The following is a 17,566-nucleotide window of genomic DNA, read 5'->3' on the forward strand; positions in this document are numbered from 1 at the left end:
TGTCGCCTCGCGGGGAGATCGCACATCCCCGTGCGCTGGAATTAAGACCTTGTGCTGATCGATGTCAACCGGAGTGCGCCGTGGTCACGCGCGAAACGTCCAGGTCACTGTCACGAACAGTTCACCTGCGCGGCTCGGAACAATGTTTCGACCGCGGCGCAAGACTTGATGCAAGACTCACTGTCGGGATCGCTGCGATCTAGAAGCCGCAATCCCTAAATTGTTTTGCGCCGAGGTGGAATCGCGAGCCTTGCTCGACGAAGTCCACGTCCAGGCACTGGTTGCCGCGGCGGAACGCGCCGATGCCGTTGCAGCGGAGATATTCGAGGTTGATCCGCCAGCGCTTTTCACGGGGCGAAAAGGTCGCGAAGTCGTGTTGGGCGGTGGCGGGTCCTCGGCAAATCCCTGCGATGTATTGCCGGACTTCGGACGGCAGATCGTCGATGTGGTCGGCATTCCAGGGGCCGTCATTGTGTCCGATGCTGCTCTTGGACACGGCCGGCAGCGCGCTCGACAGCAGGATCGGGATAGCCAACATCAGGATGTGGACCTTCACGCGGTGCCTCCTGCCAGTTGTCTCGTTGGCCTTGTTGCTGGATTGACCGAATTCAATGCCGTGCGCGCCGCAATTTAAAGCGCGAGTAACGCCACCAGTGTGAGCGCGCCCGCGCCCGCGCACCCCAGCCGAGGGCCGAAACGGGTTGACCGATATAGGGTACCCCCCTATATTATCAGAATGTCGCACACGATCAAGCACAAGTCCAAGCTCGTCGGCCGGGTCCGCCGCATCAAGGGTCAGCTGGAGGCCGTCGAGCGGGCGCTGGAATCCGAGCTCGGCTGTGCCGACGTGCTGATGCTGGTGGCCTCGGTTCGCGGCGCCATCAACGGCCTCACGGCGGAATTGCTCGAGGATCACATCCGCCATCACGTGGTGGACCCTGCCCGGGAAAAGGATCCCGAGAGAGCGCAGGGCGCTGCCGACCTGATCGACGTCGTTCGCACCTATTTGAAGTGAAGCACATGACCGATCTGTCCCAGCTGCTCCAGCAGAGCAGCGCGCATGCATGGCTGTTCATCCCCAGTGCGATCCTGCTCGGCGCGCTGCATGGTCTCGAGCCCGGCCACTCCAAGACGATGATGGCGGCCTTCATCGTCGCGATCCGCGGCACCGTGGTGCAGGCGGTGCTGCTCGGCCTGTCGGCGACGATCTCGCACACGGCCATCGTCTGGATCGTCGCGCTGGCGGGGCTGCATTTCGGCCAGCAATGGTCCGGCGAACGCGGCGAAGCCTGGCTGCAACTGGCCTCGGCCGCGATCATCATTTCGATCGCAGCCTGGATGGCCTGGCGCACCTGGCGCGAGCAGACTTCCGAACACGACCATCGCCATGACCATGACCATGATCACCATCATCACGACGAAACACGGCAATTGAGCCTGGCCGGGCAATCGCTGTCGCTCGAAGTCTTCGAGGACGGTGTGCCGCCGCGCTGGCGGTTGCGCGGTGAGGCCGGGGCGCTTCCGGCGGCCGGCGAGGTCGAAGTCATGACGATCCGCCCCGACGGCAGCGAGCAGCAGTTCCGCTTCGCCGCGCGGGACGGCTATCTGGAGAGCATCGATGAAATTCCGGAGCCGCATGCGTTCAAGGCCCGCGTGTCGGTGCGGGCGGACATTGCCGAAGTCCTGTTCGAGGAGCATGACCATGCGCATATGGACCTCGGTGACGCCGACGATGCACATGCGCGCGCGCACGCTGCCGACATCCGCAAGCGCTTTGCCGGGCGGACTGTCACGACGTGGCAGATCATTCTGTTCGGCCTGACCGGCGGCCTCATTCCGTGTCCGGCGGCGATCACCGTGCTGCTGCTCTGCCTCCAGCTCAAGCAGTTCAGCCTCGGCTTCGTGCTGGTGCTCTGCTTCGGCATCGGGCTTGCGATCACCATGGTCTCCGCTGGTGTTGTGGCCGCGCTCAGTCTCCGTCATGTCGAGCGTCATTGGGGTGGCTTCAGCCGCTTCGCCCAACGCGCTCCCTACGTGTCGGCTGCGCTGATCGTGCTGGTCGGCCTCTACACGGGCTGGCTGGGGTTGCACGGGATCACGGCCTGATCCCGGATCATGATATGATCCCACTTCCATCTTGAAACCTGCGCGAAGTGGTCTAGAGTTCCTGCCAAGGGGACAAGCCAGACTCCCCGTGAGACCTCGGTCCAAGCTCTGCGCGACACTCACGTCGTGGAGCTTGTTATGGACACCGATCAGCACACATCCCATCGTTCTAAAATCGCCATCCTGTGGCGTGGCGACGCCGCGGCGCGGCAGGAGACAACGGCGCAGAACAGCCGTTTCGTTCGCGTCTTCGAAGCGCTCGTTGCTTCCGGCATCGAGGCTTTCCCCGTGGTCTATGACGAGACCTTTGCCGATCTCGTCCGCGACCAGCTGCTGACCATGGACGGCGTTCTGGTCTGGGTCGATCCGATCCATCAGGGCAAGACCCGCGCGGCGCTCGATCCGCTGCTGCGCGAGGTCGCGACGAAACGTCCGTGGGTCAGTGCGCATCCCGACATCATCCTCAAGATGGGTGTCAAGGACGTGCTCTTCCGGACGCGTCATCTGGGCTGGGGCGCCGACACGCATCGATACGCCACCGCGGACGCTTTCCGCGCCGAATTCCCATCGCGCCTTCGTACGGCCGGGCCGCGCGTGCTCAAGCAGAACCGTGGCAATGGCGGGCAGGGCGTCTGGAAGGTCGAAGCCTTGCCGAATGTGGAGGCGACCGTCCGCGTGCTCCACGCGCTGCGCGGCAGCCAGCCCGAGGAGATGCCGCTGGACGCTTTCATGGCGCGCTGCGAGCCGTATTTCGGCTGGGGCGGCTGCATCATCGATCAGGCATTCCAGCCTCGGCTGCCCGAGGGCATGATCCGTTGCTATGTGAGCGGATCGAAGGTCGCGGGCTTCGGACACCAACTGATCAAGGCCCTGATCCCGCCGCCGCCGGAAGGTCCGGATTCACCGCAAGCTCAACCCGGACCGCGCATCATGCACGGTCCTGATGCTCCGCAATTCCAGACGCTGCGGCGGCTGATGGAGGACGAATGGATTCCAGGGTTGATGGCGACGCTGGCGATCGATGAAGCGTCGCTGCCGGTGATCTGGGATGCGGATTTCCTCTATGGTCCGCGCGATGCCGATGGCGCCGACAGCTATGTGCTCTGCGAGATCAATGCGAGCTCGTGCTTTGCGATTCCCGACGAGGCGCCGGCGACGATCGCACGGACGGTCAGCGATCGCGTTGGTCGGAACATGGAGAGCGATGCTGGACGATAGCGCAGTGCCGCTGATGGGCGAGGTCTCATTATCCAGGCCCTACGCCACGTCGGGTGAGCACGCCTCTCAGGCTCCCTCTCCCCTTGTGGGAGAGGGTGGGGAGAGGGGTGGCCCCGGGCGAGATGATCGACGAGCGCATCACTCCCGCAACTTGTTCGCTTGTCGTCGTAACGATACGGAGAGAGCACGTCGTGTGGCACCCCTCTCCCTAACCCTCCCCACAAGGGGGGAGGGAGCCCCTCCGCCGATGCCTCCCTCACGCGCGTGTGCCACTGAGCTGCTCGACGGAGCAAGCCCCCGCGGCGTGGGTCCCGGCCTTCGCCGGGACGACGCCTGGAGGGCGATGCGGCATCGCGACTCAAGCACTGGCGCCTCTGGAATACTGGATCACCCGCATGCGTGGGTGATGACACCACGTTGTTTGACGTCTTGAACTGCGATCCATCCTCATCGTCGTCCTGGCGAAAGCCAGGACCCATTACCCCAAATGCGTATTGTTGTGTGACGCTCGAACGACGAGTCCCGCTCACAGCATCCGCTGCGGCGTATGGGTCCTGGCTTTCGCCAGGACGACGATGCGGAGATTCCCTACGTTGCCTTCGCCCGCATCGCCTCGGGCGTATCCGGCTGCGCGGAGGGATGCGCTTTCGCAAACGCCGGCAGCGCCATCGCGGTGTCGTGGATGCGCTTCACGGTCGGCCAGGGCGACAGGCTGATCTGCTGGTTGATCGCCGCCGTGACATGGCCGACCAGGCAGATGTCGGCAAGCGTCGGCGCATCGCCATGACAGAACTGGCCGGTTGCCTTGTGGCCGGCGAGGTGGCCCTCGAGCGCCGCCAGCGTCTCGATCGTCCAGTGCCGCCGCCACGCGTTCTGCTGGCTGTCGCGCAGGTCGAGCTCGCGATCGAGATAGCGGCGCACCCGCGGCGTCAGCAGCGGATGGCCCTCGCAGGCGACGATCAGCGCCAGCCCGCGCACCCGGGCGCGGCCGAGCGCATCTGGTGGCAGCAGCGGTGGGCTCGGGTAGGTCTCGTCGAGATAGTCGATGATCGCGAGCGACTGGAACAGCACCGTGCCATCGTCGGTCACCAGCGCCGGCAGCGCCATCTGCGGATTGATCTTGCGGTAGGCGTCGGCGCGATGCGCGTCCCCATCGATGTCGACGAACACGACCTCCGCCGGCGCGCCCTTCAGATTGAGCGCAATCCGCACCCGGAAGCTCGCCAGCGATCGCCAGAAGGAGAAGAATTGCATGGGGAAATTCTCACTGCGCCAGACGATTGCGGCCGCTGCCCGGATCAAGCGCAAGCGAAGTCCGGGACCGGTCATCGTTCTGTCGCAGTCTATCCCGGATTGCGCTTCGCTGCATCCGGGCTACGGGTGCTTCACCTTCCCCTGGAGGGGGAGGGTCGTAGCGCATCGCTTGGAACGATGCGATCCGGGGTGAGGTGACGGTCCCTCCGCTGGAGCGGTGCCCGAGTGGAGGGATCACCCCACCCCGGCGCGCATTCCGCTTCGCTCCATGTGCACCGACCCTCCCCCTCCAGGGGGAGGGTGAAAGGTCTACCCCGCACCCACCTTCTTCTTCCGCCAGGCCAAGTGCACCGCGCAGGTGCAGCCCTGCGGATGCGAAGCCAGTTCCTCGTCATTGGCGGGTGTCGCGGCGGGCGCGATTGCCTGGCCCTTCGCGCCGTCCTGCGAGGGGATGTAGTTCAAGACCGGCGCGAGCCAGCGCTCGATCTCGGCGACCGTCATGGCCTTGCGTGCGGCATAGTCCTCGACCTGGTCGCGCTCGATCTTGCCGACGCCGAAATAGAAGCTTTCGGGATGCGAGAAATACAGGCCGGAGACCGACGAGCCCGGCCACATCGCAAAGCTCTCGGTCAGCTTCACGCCGGACGTGTTCTCGGCATCGAGCAGCGCGAACAGCGTGCGCTTTTCGGTGTGATCGGGCTGCGCCGGATAGCCGGGCGCGGGACGGATGCCGTCGTATTTCTCGAGGATCAATTCGTCCGCCGCGAACGTCTCGTCGGGCGCATAACCCCAGAACTCCTTGCGCACACGCTGGTGCATGCGCTCGGCAAAGGCTTCCGCGAGGCGATCGGCCAGCGCCTTGCACAGGATCGAGGAGTAATCGTCATTGGCGTTCTTGAAGCGGTCGGCGACCGCGTCCTCGCCGATGCCGGCAGTCACGACGAAGCCGCCGATATAGTCCGGCACGCCGGTTTCGACCGGCGCGACGAAATCGGACAGCGCGGCGTTGAAGCGGCCCTCGCGCTTCTCCAGCTGCTGGCGCAGCGTGTGGAAGGTCGCGATCTTTTGCTTCCGCGTCTCGTCGGCATAGACCTCGATGTCGTCGCCGACGGCGTTCGCCGGCCAGAAGCCGATGGTGGCCCGCGCAGTGAACCACTTCTCCTGGATGATCGTGTCGAGCATCTTGCGCGCGTCGGCATAGAGCGAGCGCGCGACCTCGCCGACCTTGGGGTCGTCGAGGATCGCCGGGTAGCGGCCGGTCAATTCCCAGGTCTGGAAGAACGGCGTCCAGTCGATGTAGTCGGCCAGCTCGGCGAGATCGTAGGCGTCAAAACTCTTCAGCCCGAAGAAGGCCGGCTTCTTCGGCGGCGCTGCCGCAAAGTCGATCGCGACCTTGTTGGCGCGGGCGACGTTCAGCTTCAGCCGCTTTTTGTCGGCCTGGGCGCGGAAATGCGCCGTCGAGATTTTTGCGTATTCGGCGCGCACCTCGGCGGCATAGGCCTGCTTCTTCTCGGCCGACAGCAGCGAGGAGGCGACGCCTACGGCGCGGCTCGCGTCATTGACATGCACGACCGGGCCGCCCGGATAGTTCGGGTCGATCTTGACGGCGGTATGCACGCGGCTCGTGGTGGCGCCGCCGATCAGCAGCGGCACGTTCATGCCCAGCCGTTCCAGCTCGCCGGCGAGGAAGCTCATCTCGTCGAGCGAGGGCGTGATCAGGCCGGACAGGCCGATAATGTCGGCGCCCTCGGCCTTCGCGGTCTCGATGATCTTGTTGGCGGGCACCATGACGCCGAGGTCGATGACCTCGAAATTGTTGCACTGGAGCACGATGCCGACGATGTTCTTGCCGATGTCGTGGACGTCGCCCTTCACCGTCGCGAGCACGATCTTGCCCGCGGCGTTGCGGCCGCCGGTGATGCCGTTGGCGAGGTTGCGGGCCTTCTCCTCCTCCATGTACGGCATCAGATAGGCGACCGCCTGCTTCATCACGCGCGCCGATTTCACGACCTGCGGCAGGAACATCTTGCCGTCGCCGAACAGGTCGCCGACCACGTTCATGCCGGCCATCAGCGGCCCCTCGATGACGTCGAGCGGACGGGTGGCGTTCTGGCGCGCGGCCTCGGTGTCGGCCTCGATGAACTCGGTGATGCCGTGCACCAGCGCATGCGACAGCCGCTTCTCGACCGGCCATTCGCGCCAGGCGAGATCCTGCTCCTTGGTCTGCTTCTCCTTGCCGCGGAATTTCTCGGCCAGCGCCAAGAGCCGCTCGGACGCGCCGGGGTCGCGGTTGAGGATCACGTCCTCGCAGGTCTGGCGCAACTCGGGATCGATGTCATCATAGACGATCATCTGCCCGGCATTGACGATGCCCATGTCCATGCCGGCATGGATGGCGTGATACAGGAACACCGAGTGCATCGCCTCGCGCACCGGCTCGTTGCCGCGGAACGAGAACGAGAGGTTGGAGACGCCGCCAGAGATGTGCGCGCCGGGCAGGTTCTGCCGGATCCAGCGCGTCGCCTCGATGAAGTCGACGCCGTAATTGTTGTGCTCCTCGAGGCCGGTCGCGATCGCAAAGATATTCGGATCGAAGATGATGTCCTCGGGCGGGAAGTCGAGCTTGCGAACCAGCAGGTCGTAGGCGCGCTTGCAGATATCGGTCTTGCGCGCGAACGTGTCGGCCTGGCCGGTCTCGTCGAACGCCATCACCACCACGGCGGCGCCGTGACGCTTGGCGACCGTCGCCTCGTGCAGGAATTTCTCCTCGCCTTCTTTCATCGAGATCGAGTTCACGATCGGCTTGCCCTGGATGCATTTCAGGCCGGCCTCGATGACGTGGAATTTCGAGGAGTCGACCATCACGGGCACCCGCGCGATGTCGGGCTCGGCGGCGACGAGGTTGAGGAACGTCACCATCGCCGCTTCGGAATCGAGGAGACCCTCGTCCATGTTGACGTCGATGACCTGGGCGCCGTTCTCGACCTGGTCGCGCGCGACCTGAAGTGCTGCGGTGTAGTCGCCCGCGGTGATCAGCTTGCGGAAGCGCGCCGAGCCGGTGACGTTGGTGCGCTCGCCGACGTTCACGAACGGGATTGCATCGGTCAGCGTGAACGGCTCGAGGCCGGAAAGCTTGAGCCGCGGTTCGATCTCGGGCACGACGCGCGGCTTGTGCGGGGCGACGGCCCTGGCGATCGCCGCGATATGGTCGGGCGTGGTGCCGCAGCAGCCGCCGACGATGTTGACGAGGCCGGCAGCGGCGAATTCGCCGATCAGCCGCGCCATGTAGTCCGGCGTCTCGTCATACTGGCCGAACTCGTTGGGCAGGCCGGCATTCGGATAGGCGCAGACCAGCGTGTCGGCGACGCGGCCGATATCGGCAATGTGTGCGCGCAGATCCTCGGCGCCGAGCGCGCAGTTGAAGCCGATCGTGATCGGCTTGGCGTGCCGCACCGAATGCCAGAACGCCTCCGGCAACTGCCCGGAGAGCAGCCGGCCGGACTTGTCGGTGATGGTGCCGGAAATCATCACGGGCACGTCGACGCCGCGCTCCTCGATGAGCTCGGCGATCGCGTACAGCGCAGCTTTTGCGTTCAGGGTGTCGAAGATGGTCTCGACCAGCAGCAGGTCGGCGCCGCCGTCGAGCAGGCCCTTGGCCTGCTCGCCATAGGCCTTGCGCAGATCGTCGAAGGTCACCGCGCGATAGCCGGGATTGGAGACGTCGGGCGAGATCGAGGCGGTGCGGTTGGTCGGGCCGAGCGCGCCGGCAACGAAGCGCTGCTTGCCGTCCTCGGCGCTGACCCGTTCGGCGGCCGTGCGCGCCAGCCGCGCACCCTGCAGGTTGAGCTCATAGGCGAGATCCGACATGTCGTAGTCGGCCTGCGCGATCGAGGTCGAGGAGAAGGTGTTGGTCGCGACGATGTCGGCACCGGCACGCAAATAGGCGGCGTGGATGTCCGTGATCGCCTCAGCCTGGGTCAGGATCAGGAGATCGTTGTTGCCCTTGATGTCGCGGTGGAAGTCCGCAAAGCGCGCCCCACGGAAGGCGGCTTCGTCGAACTGCAGGCCCTGGATCATCGTGCCCATGGCGCCGTCGAGGACCAGGATGCGCTCGCGGGCAGCCGCGAGCAAAGCGTTACGCTTGGGAGAAACGGGAACGGACATCGATTGCTTTCTGGTCAGGCAGCTTTTTGGGCACCGGTCGGCCGGATGCCGAGCAGGTGGCTGATCGCGAACACGAGGTCCGCGCGGTTCATGGTGTAGAAGTGGAAGGTGTCGACGCCGTGCTTGAACAGCTTCTGCACCTGGCCGGCGGCGACGGTGGCCGCCACCAGCTTGCGGGTCTCGGCATCGTTGTCGAGACCCTCGAACTTCTCGGCGAGCCAGTCCGGCACGCTGGTGCCGGCGCGCGTCACGAAGTTGCGGGCCTGCCTGAAATTGTGCATCGGCATGATGCCGGGCACGATCGGAATCTCGATGCCGCGCGCCCGCACCCTGTCGACGTAGCGATGATAGAGGTCGTTGTCGAAGAACACCTGGGTGATCGCGCGCGTCGCGCCGGCATCGACCTTGGCCTTCAGCGTGTCGATGTCGGCGTCGAAATCGGTGGCTTCCGGATGCTTCTCCGGATAGGCGGACACCGAGATCTCGATGTCGGCGTGGCGCTTCTTGATGGCGGCGACGAGCTCGGCGGAGCTTTGGTAGCCATCGGGATGGGTGAAGTAGGGCGTGCCGATGCCGCCGGGCGGATCGCCGCGCAGCGCCACGATGTGGCGAACGCCGACCTCATGATAGCGATCGACGATCTCGTCGATCTCGCTGCGCGAGGCGCTGACGCAGGTCAGATGCGCGGCCGGCAGCAGATCGGTCTCGCGCAGGATGCGACTGATGGTGGAATGGGTGCGCTCGCGCGTCGAGCCGCCGGCGCCGTAGGTCACCGAGACGAAGTTCGGCGTCAGCGGCGCCAGACGATTGATGGTCTCCCAGAGATTGCGCTCCATCTCCTCGGTCTTCGGCGGGAAGAACTCGAAGGAGATTTTCGGCGTTTTCGGCGCGCGCTGCCCGTTCGGCAGGGAGGAAATGGTCTCGGTCATGATACGCAAGGGCTCCGCAACTGGAGGGCAGACGTCCGGCCTGGATATGGAGGCCCCAAGATAGGCGAAACCGGTGGGCCGAAACAGCCCATCGGATATGGGAAATTGCCCATTGGAGCCGAAGATGCGGCAAAAATGAGCGATCGAGGACGGGTGGTGGGCTGCGTCTTCAATCGGCGAATAGTAGGGTTACTGCATTGAACTATATTGATAAAAATTCGAATCCGCAACCGATTGGATGTTCGAATCGGCCGTGGGCAGGGCGACGTGTCAACGAATCTTCGTATTTCGTCCCAAGAGCCGCAATGACCAGCGCCGATTTTCCGGTGCGGGACTGCTCTGCGCGGCGGGCGTCTTTGTCGCCTCGTGGCGCCCTATTAGGTTGTTGGTCATGATGCCGCTCTCCGTCCTCGACCTGTCTGTCGTCACCACTGGCACCCGGCCCGCCGCTGCGCTCCGCAACAGCATCGACCTGGCGCGCCATGTCGATGGTCTCGGCTACGTCAGATATTGGCTCGCCGAGCACCATAACCTCGCCTCGGTCGCGAGCCCGGCGCCCGATCTGATGATCGGGCAGATTGCGGCGGTGACGGAGCATATCCGGGTCGGCTCGGGCGATGTGATGTTGCCGAATCATGCGCCGCTTGTGATCGCCGAGCGCTTCAAGATGCTGGAGGCGCTGTTTCCCGGCCGCATCGATCTTGGTCTCGGCCGTGCGCCCGGCACAGACGGCGCCACCGCTTACGCGCTGCGCAGCCGGCTCGATCGCCGCGAGGGCGACGATTTCCTCGAGCGGCTGCATGAGTTGACGCTTTGGGAGACGCGCGATTTCCCTGCCGGCCATCCCTACAACAATGTGGTGGCGATGCCGGACGATTCGCCGCTGCCGCCGATCTGGTTGCTCGGCTCGAGCGATTATTCCGCCGAGCTCGCCGCGGAGGTCGGGATGGGCTTTGCGTTCGCGCATCATTTTGCCACTCACGACGCAATCGCGGCGATGACGAATTATCGCGCGCATTTCAAGCCGTCGGGCTGGCGCGCGACGCCGCAGTCGATCCTGGCGGTCGCGGTCGTCACGGCTGAGACCGACGCGGAAGCCGAGCGGCTTGCGATGTCGATGGACCTCAACCGGCTGCGCCGCGATCGCGGCCAGTATCTGCCGCTGCCGAGCGTCGAGGAGGCAGAGGCCTTTCCCTACACCGACGCCGAGCGCGCCTCGATCGCGCGCAACCGCGCGCGACTGTTCGTCGGCAGCCCCGCAACCGTGATGACCAAGCTGGAGCCGCTGATCACGGCGAGCCAGGCGGACGAGTTGATGGTGATCACCGCAGTCTACGATCACGCGGCGCGGAAGAAGTCGTACAGCCTGCTTGCCGAGGCGTTCGGCTTGCAGAAGGGGATTGCCACTTGATGCTGTCGTTCCGGGGCACGCGAAGCGTGAACCCGGAACCTCGAGATTCCGGGTTCGATGCTCCGCATCGCCCCGGAATGACGTTTTTCAACCTCAGGCCTGCGTTTCGCTAAACGTCGCGCGGAACGGATGGCCGGGATAGACGCCGACGATGCGGAATTCGCGCGAGAAGAACTTCAGCTCTTCCAGCGCGAAGGCTAATCCGCGGTCGTCAGGATGACCGTCGACATCGGCATAGAATTGCGTGGCGAAGAAATTGCCGTCGACCATGTAGCTTTCGAGCTTGGTCATGTTGACGCCGTTGGTGGCGAAGCCGCCAAGTGCCTTGTAGAGCGCGGCGGGCAGATTGCGCACCCGGAAAACAAAACTGGTGACCAGCGGCCCCGAGCCTTGCTCGGCCCATTTGGCCTCGCGCGCCAGCACCACGAAGCGGGTGGTGTTGTGGGCCTCGTCCTCGATGTCCTCGGCGAGAATATCGAGGCCATAGATATCGGCGGCGAGGCGCGAGGCGATCGCCGCCACGCTCTTGTCGCCGCGCTCGGAGATGTCGCGGGCGCTGCCGGCGGTGTCGCCGGCGACGATCGATCGGATGCCGAGCTTGCGGATGATGCGCCGGCACTGGCCGAGCGCGTGGACGTGGCTCTCCACGCTCTTGATATCGGCGAGCTTGGTGCCCTTAACCGCCATCAACTGGTGGCGGATCGGCAAGAACCATTCGCCGACGATGAACAGGCCCGAGGCCGGCAGGAGATGATGGATGTCGGCGACGCGGCCGGCGACCGAATTCTCGATCGGGATCATGCCGAGATCAGCCTCGCCGGAGGAAATCGCGGCCAGCGCGTCCTCGAAGGTCGGGCAGGGCATCGGCTCGGCGTCGGGATAGGCCTCGACGATCGCGATGTGGGAATTGGCGCCAGGCTCGCCCTGGAATGCGATTTTCAGTTTCTTGGTCATGGGTTCTTTCCTGGCGGGCCTTTTAGCACCCACTCAGTCTTTGGAAAGTATTCTGCGGGCGGTTTCGAGGTCGGCCGGGGTGTCGACGCCGCGGGGCACGGTGTCGACGATGGTGATGTCGATCCGCATCCCCGCCTCCAGCGCCCGCAGCTGCTCGAGCTTCTCCTGCTGCTCCAGCGGCGAGGGCGGCAGCCGGACGAACCGCTCCAAGGCGGCACGCCGGTAGGCATAGAGGCCGATATGATGGTAGCGCGGCCCATCGCCATGGGGCGCGGTAGCGCGGGTGAAATAGAGCGCGCGCAGCCGGTTGGCGCCGATCGGCGAGCCGACCGCCTTGACGACGCTGGGGGCCCGGTCCTCCTCCTCGCTATGGATGCGCGAGGCCAGGGTGGAGATGTCGACGGTGGGGTCGGCGAGCGGCGGCATCACGCTCTGGATCGTCTCGGGCGTGATGGTCGGGAAATCGCCCTGCAAATTGACCACGATCTCGGCAGCGCCACCCGGGTCGAGGATCGTCATCGCTTCATGGATCCGGTCCGAGCCGGACGGATGGTCTGGGCGGGTCATCACCACCTCGCCGCCGGCAGCCTTCACCGCAGCTGCGATCTCGGGCGTGTCGGTTGCGACCGCGACCCGGCCGATCCCGGCCGCCTCAGCCCGCCGCAGCACATGGACGATCATAGGCCGGCCCGCGATATCGAGCAGCGGTTTGCCAGGCAGGCGCGTGGCGGCCATGCGGGCTGGAATCAGCACCAAGGTACGGAGTTGGGTCATTCGTGTCGGGGCCGTCCGGCCTGCGGAAATTGGCGGGGAGCAGGTTGAATTCGGCGCGTTTATACGGGTTGCCAGAGCGCGGGCAAACCGATATCTCAACCCTGCTTGGGGCGGTGCGATAAGGCCGATTCCCAGGTCTTTCCCCGCGGCCGTATTCTCGGCCTGAAGTCGACATTCAAGGCCCGGAGCCTGACCGAAATGGACTCCTTCGAACTCAACAAAATCCTCGGTGCGGTTCTCGGCACCTGCATCGTCGTTCTGGTGATGAGCTTTGCCGCCGGATCGGTCTTTTCGGCCAAGATGCCGGAGAAGCCGGGTTTTGAGATCGCGGTGAAGGAAGAGTCCCATGGCGGTGGCGGCGAGGCCGCAGCGGCTGCCTCCGAGCCGATCGAGAAGCTGCTGCAGACCGCTTCCGCCGAGAAGGGCGCAGCCGCCGCCAAGAAGTGTCAGGCCTGCCATACCTTCGAGAAGGGCGGCCCGAACCGCGTCGGTCCGAACCTGTTCGGTATCGTCGGCGAGAAGAAGGGCGAGGGCCGTGGCTTCAATTTCTCGGCCGCGATGAAGGGCAAGGGCGGCGACTGGTCGTTCGACGACCTCAACAAGTTCCTGACCAACCCGAAGGGCTTCGTCCCCGGCACCGCGATGGGCTTCGCCGGCGTACCGAAGGACAGCGAGCGCGCCGACATCATCGCCTATCTGAATTCGAACTCGGAGCATCCGGCTCCGCTCCCAACCGCTTCGAAGTAACGAATTGCTTCGCGCAACCATGTGGATGAAACGGCCAGGCAATGCCTGGCCGTTTTCGCATGGGGAATCCGTTGTCGCGGGGTTGTTATCGGGACGTTTCGCCGCACCGATATTGTTCCCGGGCCAATATCATGAGGAAAAAGCAACGTAATTTGTCGAACCGTTGCCTTATATTGGGTCCCATGTAACCGGGGCCGCAAGCAGGAACACCGAATTTGGCGATCACCCGACGACACCTCCTTCAAGGCAGCGCACTGGCGGCACTCGCTCCGGCGCTCGGACTGAACTCTGGCCTGTCGGCGATCACGCCGGCGTTCGCCGACGACGCACCCAACGGGCTGAAATGGCGTCACGGCCTCTCCACCTACGGCGAAATCAAGTACCCGGCCGACTTCAAGCGCTACGATTACGTCAAGCCGGACGCGCCGAAGGGTGGCGTGGTGCGGCTGTTCCAGCCCGGCACCTATGACAGCTTCAACCTGGTCGTTGCGGGATTGAAGGGCACGGTCGCCGCGGCGGTCGCCCGCATCTACGACTCGCTGATGGAAGCCTCGCTCGACGAGCCCGATACCTATTACGGCGAGCTCGCCGAGGGCGCAGCCTTTCCCGACGATTTCTCCTACGTGATCTATCGCCTGCGTCCCGGGTCGCGCTGGCACGACGGCAAGCCGGTCACGCCTGAAGACGTCATCTTCTCCTTCGAGGCACTGAAGGCGAACAGCCCGATGTTCAGTGCCTACTACCGGCATATCGCGAAGGCCGAGAAGATCGGCGATCGCGACGTCAAGTTCACCTTCGACAGCCCGGGCAACCGCGAGCTGCCGATGATCACCGGTCAGCTCGTCATCCTGCCCAAGCATTGGTGGGAGGGCACCGACGCGCAGGGCAAGAAGCGCGACATCACCGCGAGCACGCTGGAGCCGCCGCTTGGGTCTGGCCCCTACAAGATCAAGGAATTCGTCGCCGGACGATCGGTCGTGCTCGAGCGCGTCAAGGATTACTGGGGCAAGGACATTCCGATCGCAATCGGACAGAACAATTTCGACGAGCTGCGCTACGAATATTTCCGCGACGACACCGTCGCGCGCGAGGCGCTGAAGGCCGACGGGTTCGATTGGTACAACGAGCGCAGCGCCAAGGAATGGGCGTCGGCCTACGACGTTCCCCCGGTGCGCGAGAACCGGCTGCTCAAGGAGCTCTTCACCGTCCGCAACCAAGGCCGGATGCAGGGCTGGGTGTTCAACCTGCGGCGTCCGAAATTCGCGGACCCCAGGCTGCGCCGCGCCTTCAACTACGCGTTCGATTTCGAAGAGATGAACCGTGTCCTCTCGACCGGCGAGTACCATCGCGATTCCAGCTATTTCGACGGCATCCCCGATCTGATGGCGACCGGCCTGCCGGAAGGCAAGGAGCTCGAGCTCCTGGAGACGGTGCGCGACAAGGTGCCGCCGGAAGTCTTCACCACGCCCTACACGAACCCGGTCGGCGGCACGCCGGAAAATGTCCGCGCCAATCTGCGCGAGGCGACGCGGCTGCTGAAGGAAGCCGGCTTCGAGATCCGCGATCGCAAGCTGGTCGATTCCTCGGGCCAGCCGTTTACGGTCGAGATCCTCGGCAACAGCGGCGATTCCGGCATGGAGCGGATCACGCTGTTCTACAAGCCGAGCCTGGAGCGCCTCGGCATCACCGTCAATCTGCGCGCCGTCGACACCGTGCAGTACCAGAACCGGGTACGCGATTTCGATTTCGAGATGGTCACCCAGGTGTGGGGACAGTCGATCTCGCCCGGCAACGAGCAGCGCGACAATTTCGGTTCGCAGGCTGCCGACCGACCGGGCTCGAACAATCTTCCCGGCATCAAGAATCCGGCCGTCGATGCCATCATCGAGCGCATCATCTTCGCCAACAGCCGCGCCGATCAGATCGCCGCCGCCAAGGCGCTGGACAGGGTCTTGCTCTGGAACTTCTATTGCGTTCCACACTTCAATTACGACAAGCAGCGCTATGTCTATTGGGATCGCTTCAGCCATCCCGATCCGCTGCCGAAATACGCGGTTTCAGGATTCCCAAATCTTTGGTGGTACGACGCCGACAAGGCAGCCAAGCTCAAGCGTTCATAAGCTCAAGGATCCGCGCATGGCGCTATTCTCCCGTCGGCACGCACTCGGCCTCGGCATCGGTGCGTTGAGTGCTGCAAGCTTGCGTGCTGCACCGGCGGCGGCCGACAACGGAACCGAAATGCACGGCATGTCGGTGTTCGGCGACCTGAAATATCCCGCGGATTTCCAGATCTTCGACTACGTCAATCCGAAAGCGCCGAAGGGCGGCGCCTTCTCGGTGATTCCGTGGGTGCGGGCCTACAACCAGTCCTACTACACCTTCAACTCGCTGAACGCTTATGTCCTGAAGGGCGAAGGTGCGCAGGGCATGGACATGACGTTCGCGGCGCTGATGTCGCGCGCCAATGACGAGCCCGACGCGATGTACGGCTTTGCCGCGAAGTCCGTGCAGATATCGCCCGACAAGCTGACCTATCGCTTCACCTTGCGCTCCGAAGCGCGCTTCCATGACGGCTCGAAGCTGACCGCGCAGGATGTTGCCTTCTCGCTTAATACGCTGAAGGAAAAGGGGCACCCGCTGATCCAGGTGCAGCTCCGCGACTTCGTCAAGGCCGAGGCGCCCGATGACGCGACCGTGGTGGTGACCTTCGCAGCGGGGCGCGCGCGCGACGTGCCGCTCTATGTCGCGAGCCTGCCGATTTTCTCGAAGGCCTACTACGCGACGCGCGCGTTCGAGGAATCGACGCTCGATGCGCCGCTCGGCTCGGGGCCGTACAAGGTCGGCCGGTTCGAGGTCAATCGCTACGTCGAATACGACCGCGTCAAGGACTGGTGGGGCGCCGATCTTCCGGTCAATCGCGGCAGCTACAATTTCGACACCGTGCGCTACGAATTCTATCGCGACCGCGACGTGGCGTTCGAGGGCTTCACCTCGAAGAGCTATCTGTTCCGCGAGGAGTTCACCGCGCGGGTCTGGGCGACGCGCTACGATTTCCCCGCGGTCAAGGACGGCCGGGTCAAGCGCGAGACGCTGCCCGACGACACGCCGTCCGGTGCGCAGGGCTGGTTCATCAACATGCGCCGCGACAAGTTCAGGGATCCACGCGTGCGCGAGGCGCTGATCTGCGCCTTCGACTTCGAGTGGACCAACAAGACCATCATGTACGATGCCTATGCGCGCACCGTCTCGCCGTTCCAGAACTCGGACATGGTGGCGGAGGGGCCGCCTCCGCCGGAGGAGCTTGCGTTGCTCGAGCCGTTCCGCGGCCAGGTACCCGACGAGGTGTTCGGCTTGCCGTTCGTGCCGCCGATGTCGGACGGCTCCGGTCAGGATCGCGCGCTGCTGCGCAAGGCGGTGCAGCTGCTCAACGAGGCCGGCTGTGTCATCAAGGACGGCAAGCGCATGCTGCCGAACGGCACGCCCATTACCATCGAATTCCTCAACGACGAGCCGTCGCTGCAACCGCACCATGGGCCGTACATCAAGAATCTCGGCACGCTCGGCATCGACGCGACATTCCGCCTGGTCGATGCAGTGCAGTATCGCGCCCGGGTCGAGGACTTCGATTTCGACATGACCATGGAGCGCTTCAGCGCCTCGGCGACGCCGGGCGACAGCATGCGTCCGTTCTTTTCCTCGCAGGCGGCGAAGACCAAGGGCTCCTACAATCTCGCTGGCATCGCCAATCCTGCGATCGATGCGTTGATCGAGAAGATCATCGGCGCGAACAACCGCCATGAGCTGACGGTCGCTTGCCGCGCCTTCGACCGCGTGTTTCGCGCCGGTCGCTACTGGGTGCCGCAATGGTACCGCAACACGCATCCGATCGCCTATTGGGATCAGTTCGGGCATACCGAGAAGCTGGCAAAATATACCCAGGGCGTCGGTGCGCCGGAGAATTGGTGGTACGATGCCGCCAAGGCCGCGAAGCTCGAGCAGGCGAAGTAGC

13 protein-coding genes are annotated in these 17,566 nt (G+C 64.4%); 7 read left to right on the forward strand and 6 right to left on the reverse strand.

Annotation, left to right across the window (positions count from 1 at the left end; all coding sequences use genetic code 11):
• Positions 1-199 precede the first annotated feature (199 nt).
• On the reverse strand, positions 200-556 hold the full coding sequence (locus tag ACVIGA_RS26025; protein WP_456668521.1) for a hypothetical protein: 357 nt from the start codon (positions 554-556) through the stop codon (positions 200-202).
• Positions 557-736: 180 nt separating this feature from the next.
• On the opposite strand from ACVIGA_RS26025, the gene ACVIGA_RS26030 reads away from it, so the two are divergent.
• The 3 genes from ACVIGA_RS26030 to ACVIGA_RS26040 all read left to right on the forward strand — a co-directional run bounded on the left by ACVIGA_RS26030 (position 737) and on the right by ACVIGA_RS26040 (position 3,324).
• A complete protein-coding gene (locus ACVIGA_RS26030; protein WP_050406339.1) occupies positions 737-1,015 on the forward strand; it encodes a metal/formaldehyde-sensitive transcriptional repressor in 279 nt (92 codons plus the stop codon).
• Positions 1,016-1,020: 5 nt separating this feature from the next.
• Positions 1,021-2,106 carry a nickel/cobalt efflux transporter gene (locus ACVIGA_RS26035; RefSeq protein ID WP_456668522.1) on the forward strand — a complete coding sequence of 362 codons (1,086 nt, stop codon included), beginning with the start codon at positions 1,021-1,023 and terminating at the stop codon, positions 2,104-2,106.
• A gap of 138 nt (positions 2,107-2,244) precedes the next feature.
• On the forward strand, positions 2,245-3,324 hold the full coding sequence (locus tag ACVIGA_RS26040; RefSeq protein WP_456668523.1) for a Cj0069 family protein: 1,080 nt from the start codon (positions 2,245-2,247) through the stop codon (positions 3,322-3,324).
• A gap of 588 nt (positions 3,325-3,912) precedes the next feature.
• On the opposite strand, the gene maiA is transcribed toward ACVIGA_RS26040, so the two are convergent.
• The 3 genes from maiA to metF form a co-directional block, all read right to left on the reverse strand.
• The gene (gene maiA / locus ACVIGA_RS26045; protein WP_456668524.1) at positions 3,913-4,578 is read right to left on the reverse strand and encodes a maleylacetoacetate isomerase; all 666 of its coding nucleotides are present in this window, start codon (positions 4,576-4,578) and stop codon (positions 3,913-3,915) included.
• A gap of 309 nt (positions 4,579-4,887) precedes the next feature.
• Entirely contained in the window at positions 4,888-8,742 is a 3,855-nt protein-coding gene (metH, locus tag ACVIGA_RS26050; protein WP_456668525.1) for a methionine synthase, read from the reverse strand.
• A 14-nt stretch (positions 8,743-8,756) separates the two neighbouring features.
• Positions 8,757-9,671, reverse strand: a complete 915-nt coding sequence (gene metF, locus ACVIGA_RS26055; RefSeq protein WP_456668526.1) for a methylenetetrahydrofolate reductase [NAD(P)H] — start codon at positions 9,669-9,671, stop codon at positions 8,757-8,759.
• Positions 9,672-10,062: 391 nt separating this feature from the next.
• On the opposite strand from metF, the gene ACVIGA_RS26060 reads away from it, so the two are divergent.
• On the forward strand, positions 10,063-11,082 hold the full coding sequence (locus ACVIGA_RS26060) for an LLM class flavin-dependent oxidoreductase (protein ID WP_456668527.1): 1,020 nt from the start codon (positions 10,063-10,065) through the stop codon (positions 11,080-11,082).
• 93 nt (positions 11,083-11,175) lie between these two features.
• On the opposite strand, the gene ACVIGA_RS26065 is transcribed toward ACVIGA_RS26060, so the two are convergent.
• Positions 11,176-12,036 carry a prephenate dehydratase gene (locus ACVIGA_RS26065; protein ID WP_456668528.1) on the reverse strand — a complete coding sequence of 287 codons (861 nt, stop codon included), beginning with the start codon at positions 12,034-12,036 and terminating at the stop codon, positions 11,176-11,178.
• Between the two features lie 33 nt (positions 12,037-12,069).
• A complete protein-coding gene (locus ACVIGA_RS26070) occupies positions 12,070-12,810 on the reverse strand; it encodes a 3-deoxy-manno-octulosonate cytidylyltransferase (protein WP_456668529.1) in 741 nt (246 codons plus the stop codon).
• Positions 12,811-13,008: 198 nt separating this feature from the next.
• Between ACVIGA_RS26070 and ACVIGA_RS26075 the strand changes: the two genes are divergently transcribed.
• The 3 genes from ACVIGA_RS26075 (at position 13,009) to ACVIGA_RS26085 (ending at position 17,565) form a co-directional block, all read left to right on the forward strand.
• Positions 13,009-13,557 (forward strand): c-type cytochrome, encoded by a 549-nt coding sequence (locus tag ACVIGA_RS26075; protein ID WP_456668530.1) that lies wholly within the window; start codon positions 13,009-13,011, stop codon positions 13,555-13,557.
• A 215-nt stretch (positions 13,558-13,772) separates the two neighbouring features.
• A complete protein-coding gene (locus tag ACVIGA_RS26080; RefSeq protein WP_456668531.1) occupies positions 13,773-15,677 on the forward strand; it encodes an extracellular solute-binding protein in 1,905 nt (634 codons plus the stop codon).
• A gap of 16 nt (positions 15,678-15,693) precedes the next feature.
• A complete protein-coding gene (locus tag ACVIGA_RS26085; protein WP_456668532.1) occupies positions 15,694-17,565 on the forward strand; it encodes an extracellular solute-binding protein in 1,872 nt (623 codons plus the stop codon).
• Position 17,566 lies beyond the last annotated feature (1 nt).

The organism is Bradyrhizobium sp. USDA 3240 (genome assembly GCF_054063295.1).

Bases quoted from the DNA above. Each gene is read 5' to 3' on its own strand.
- ACVIGA_RS26030 (WP_050406339.1), top strand. From the start codon at position 737: ATGTCGCACACGATCAAGCACAAGTCCAAGCTCGTCGGCCGGGTCCGC.
- ACVIGA_RS26035 (WP_456668522.1), top strand. From the start codon at position 1,021: ATGACCGATCTGTCCCAGCTGCTCCAGCAGAGCAGCGCGCATGCATGG.
- ACVIGA_RS26040 (WP_456668523.1), top strand. From the start codon at position 2,245: ATGGACACCGATCAGCACACATCCCATCGTTCTAAAATCGCCATCCTG.
- maiA (WP_456668524.1), bottom strand. From the start codon at position 4,578: ATGCAATTCTTCTCCTTCTGGCGATCGCTGGCGAGCTTCCGGGTGCGG.
- metH (WP_456668525.1), bottom strand. From the start codon at position 8,742: ATGTCCGTTCCCGTTTCTCCCAAGCGTAACGCTTTGCTCGCGGCTGCC.
- metF (WP_456668526.1), bottom strand. From the start codon at position 9,671: ATGACCGAGACCATTTCCTCCCTGCCGAACGGGCAGCGCGCGCCGAAA.
- ACVIGA_RS26060 (WP_456668527.1), top strand. From the start codon at position 10,063: ATGATGCCGCTCTCCGTCCTCGACCTGTCTGTCGTCACCACTGGCACC.
- ACVIGA_RS26065 (WP_456668528.1), bottom strand. From the start codon at position 12,036: ATGACCAAGAAACTGAAAATCGCATTCCAGGGCGAGCCTGGCGCCAAT.
- ACVIGA_RS26070 (WP_456668529.1), bottom strand. From the start codon at position 12,810: ATGACCCAACTCCGTACCTTGGTGCTGATTCCAGCCCGCATGGCCGCC.
- ACVIGA_RS26075 (WP_456668530.1), top strand. From the start codon at position 13,009: ATGGACTCCTTCGAACTCAACAAAATCCTCGGTGCGGTTCTCGGCACC.
- ACVIGA_RS26085 (WP_456668532.1), top strand. From the start codon at position 15,694: ATGGCGCTATTCTCCCGTCGGCACGCACTCGGCCTCGGCATCGGTGCG.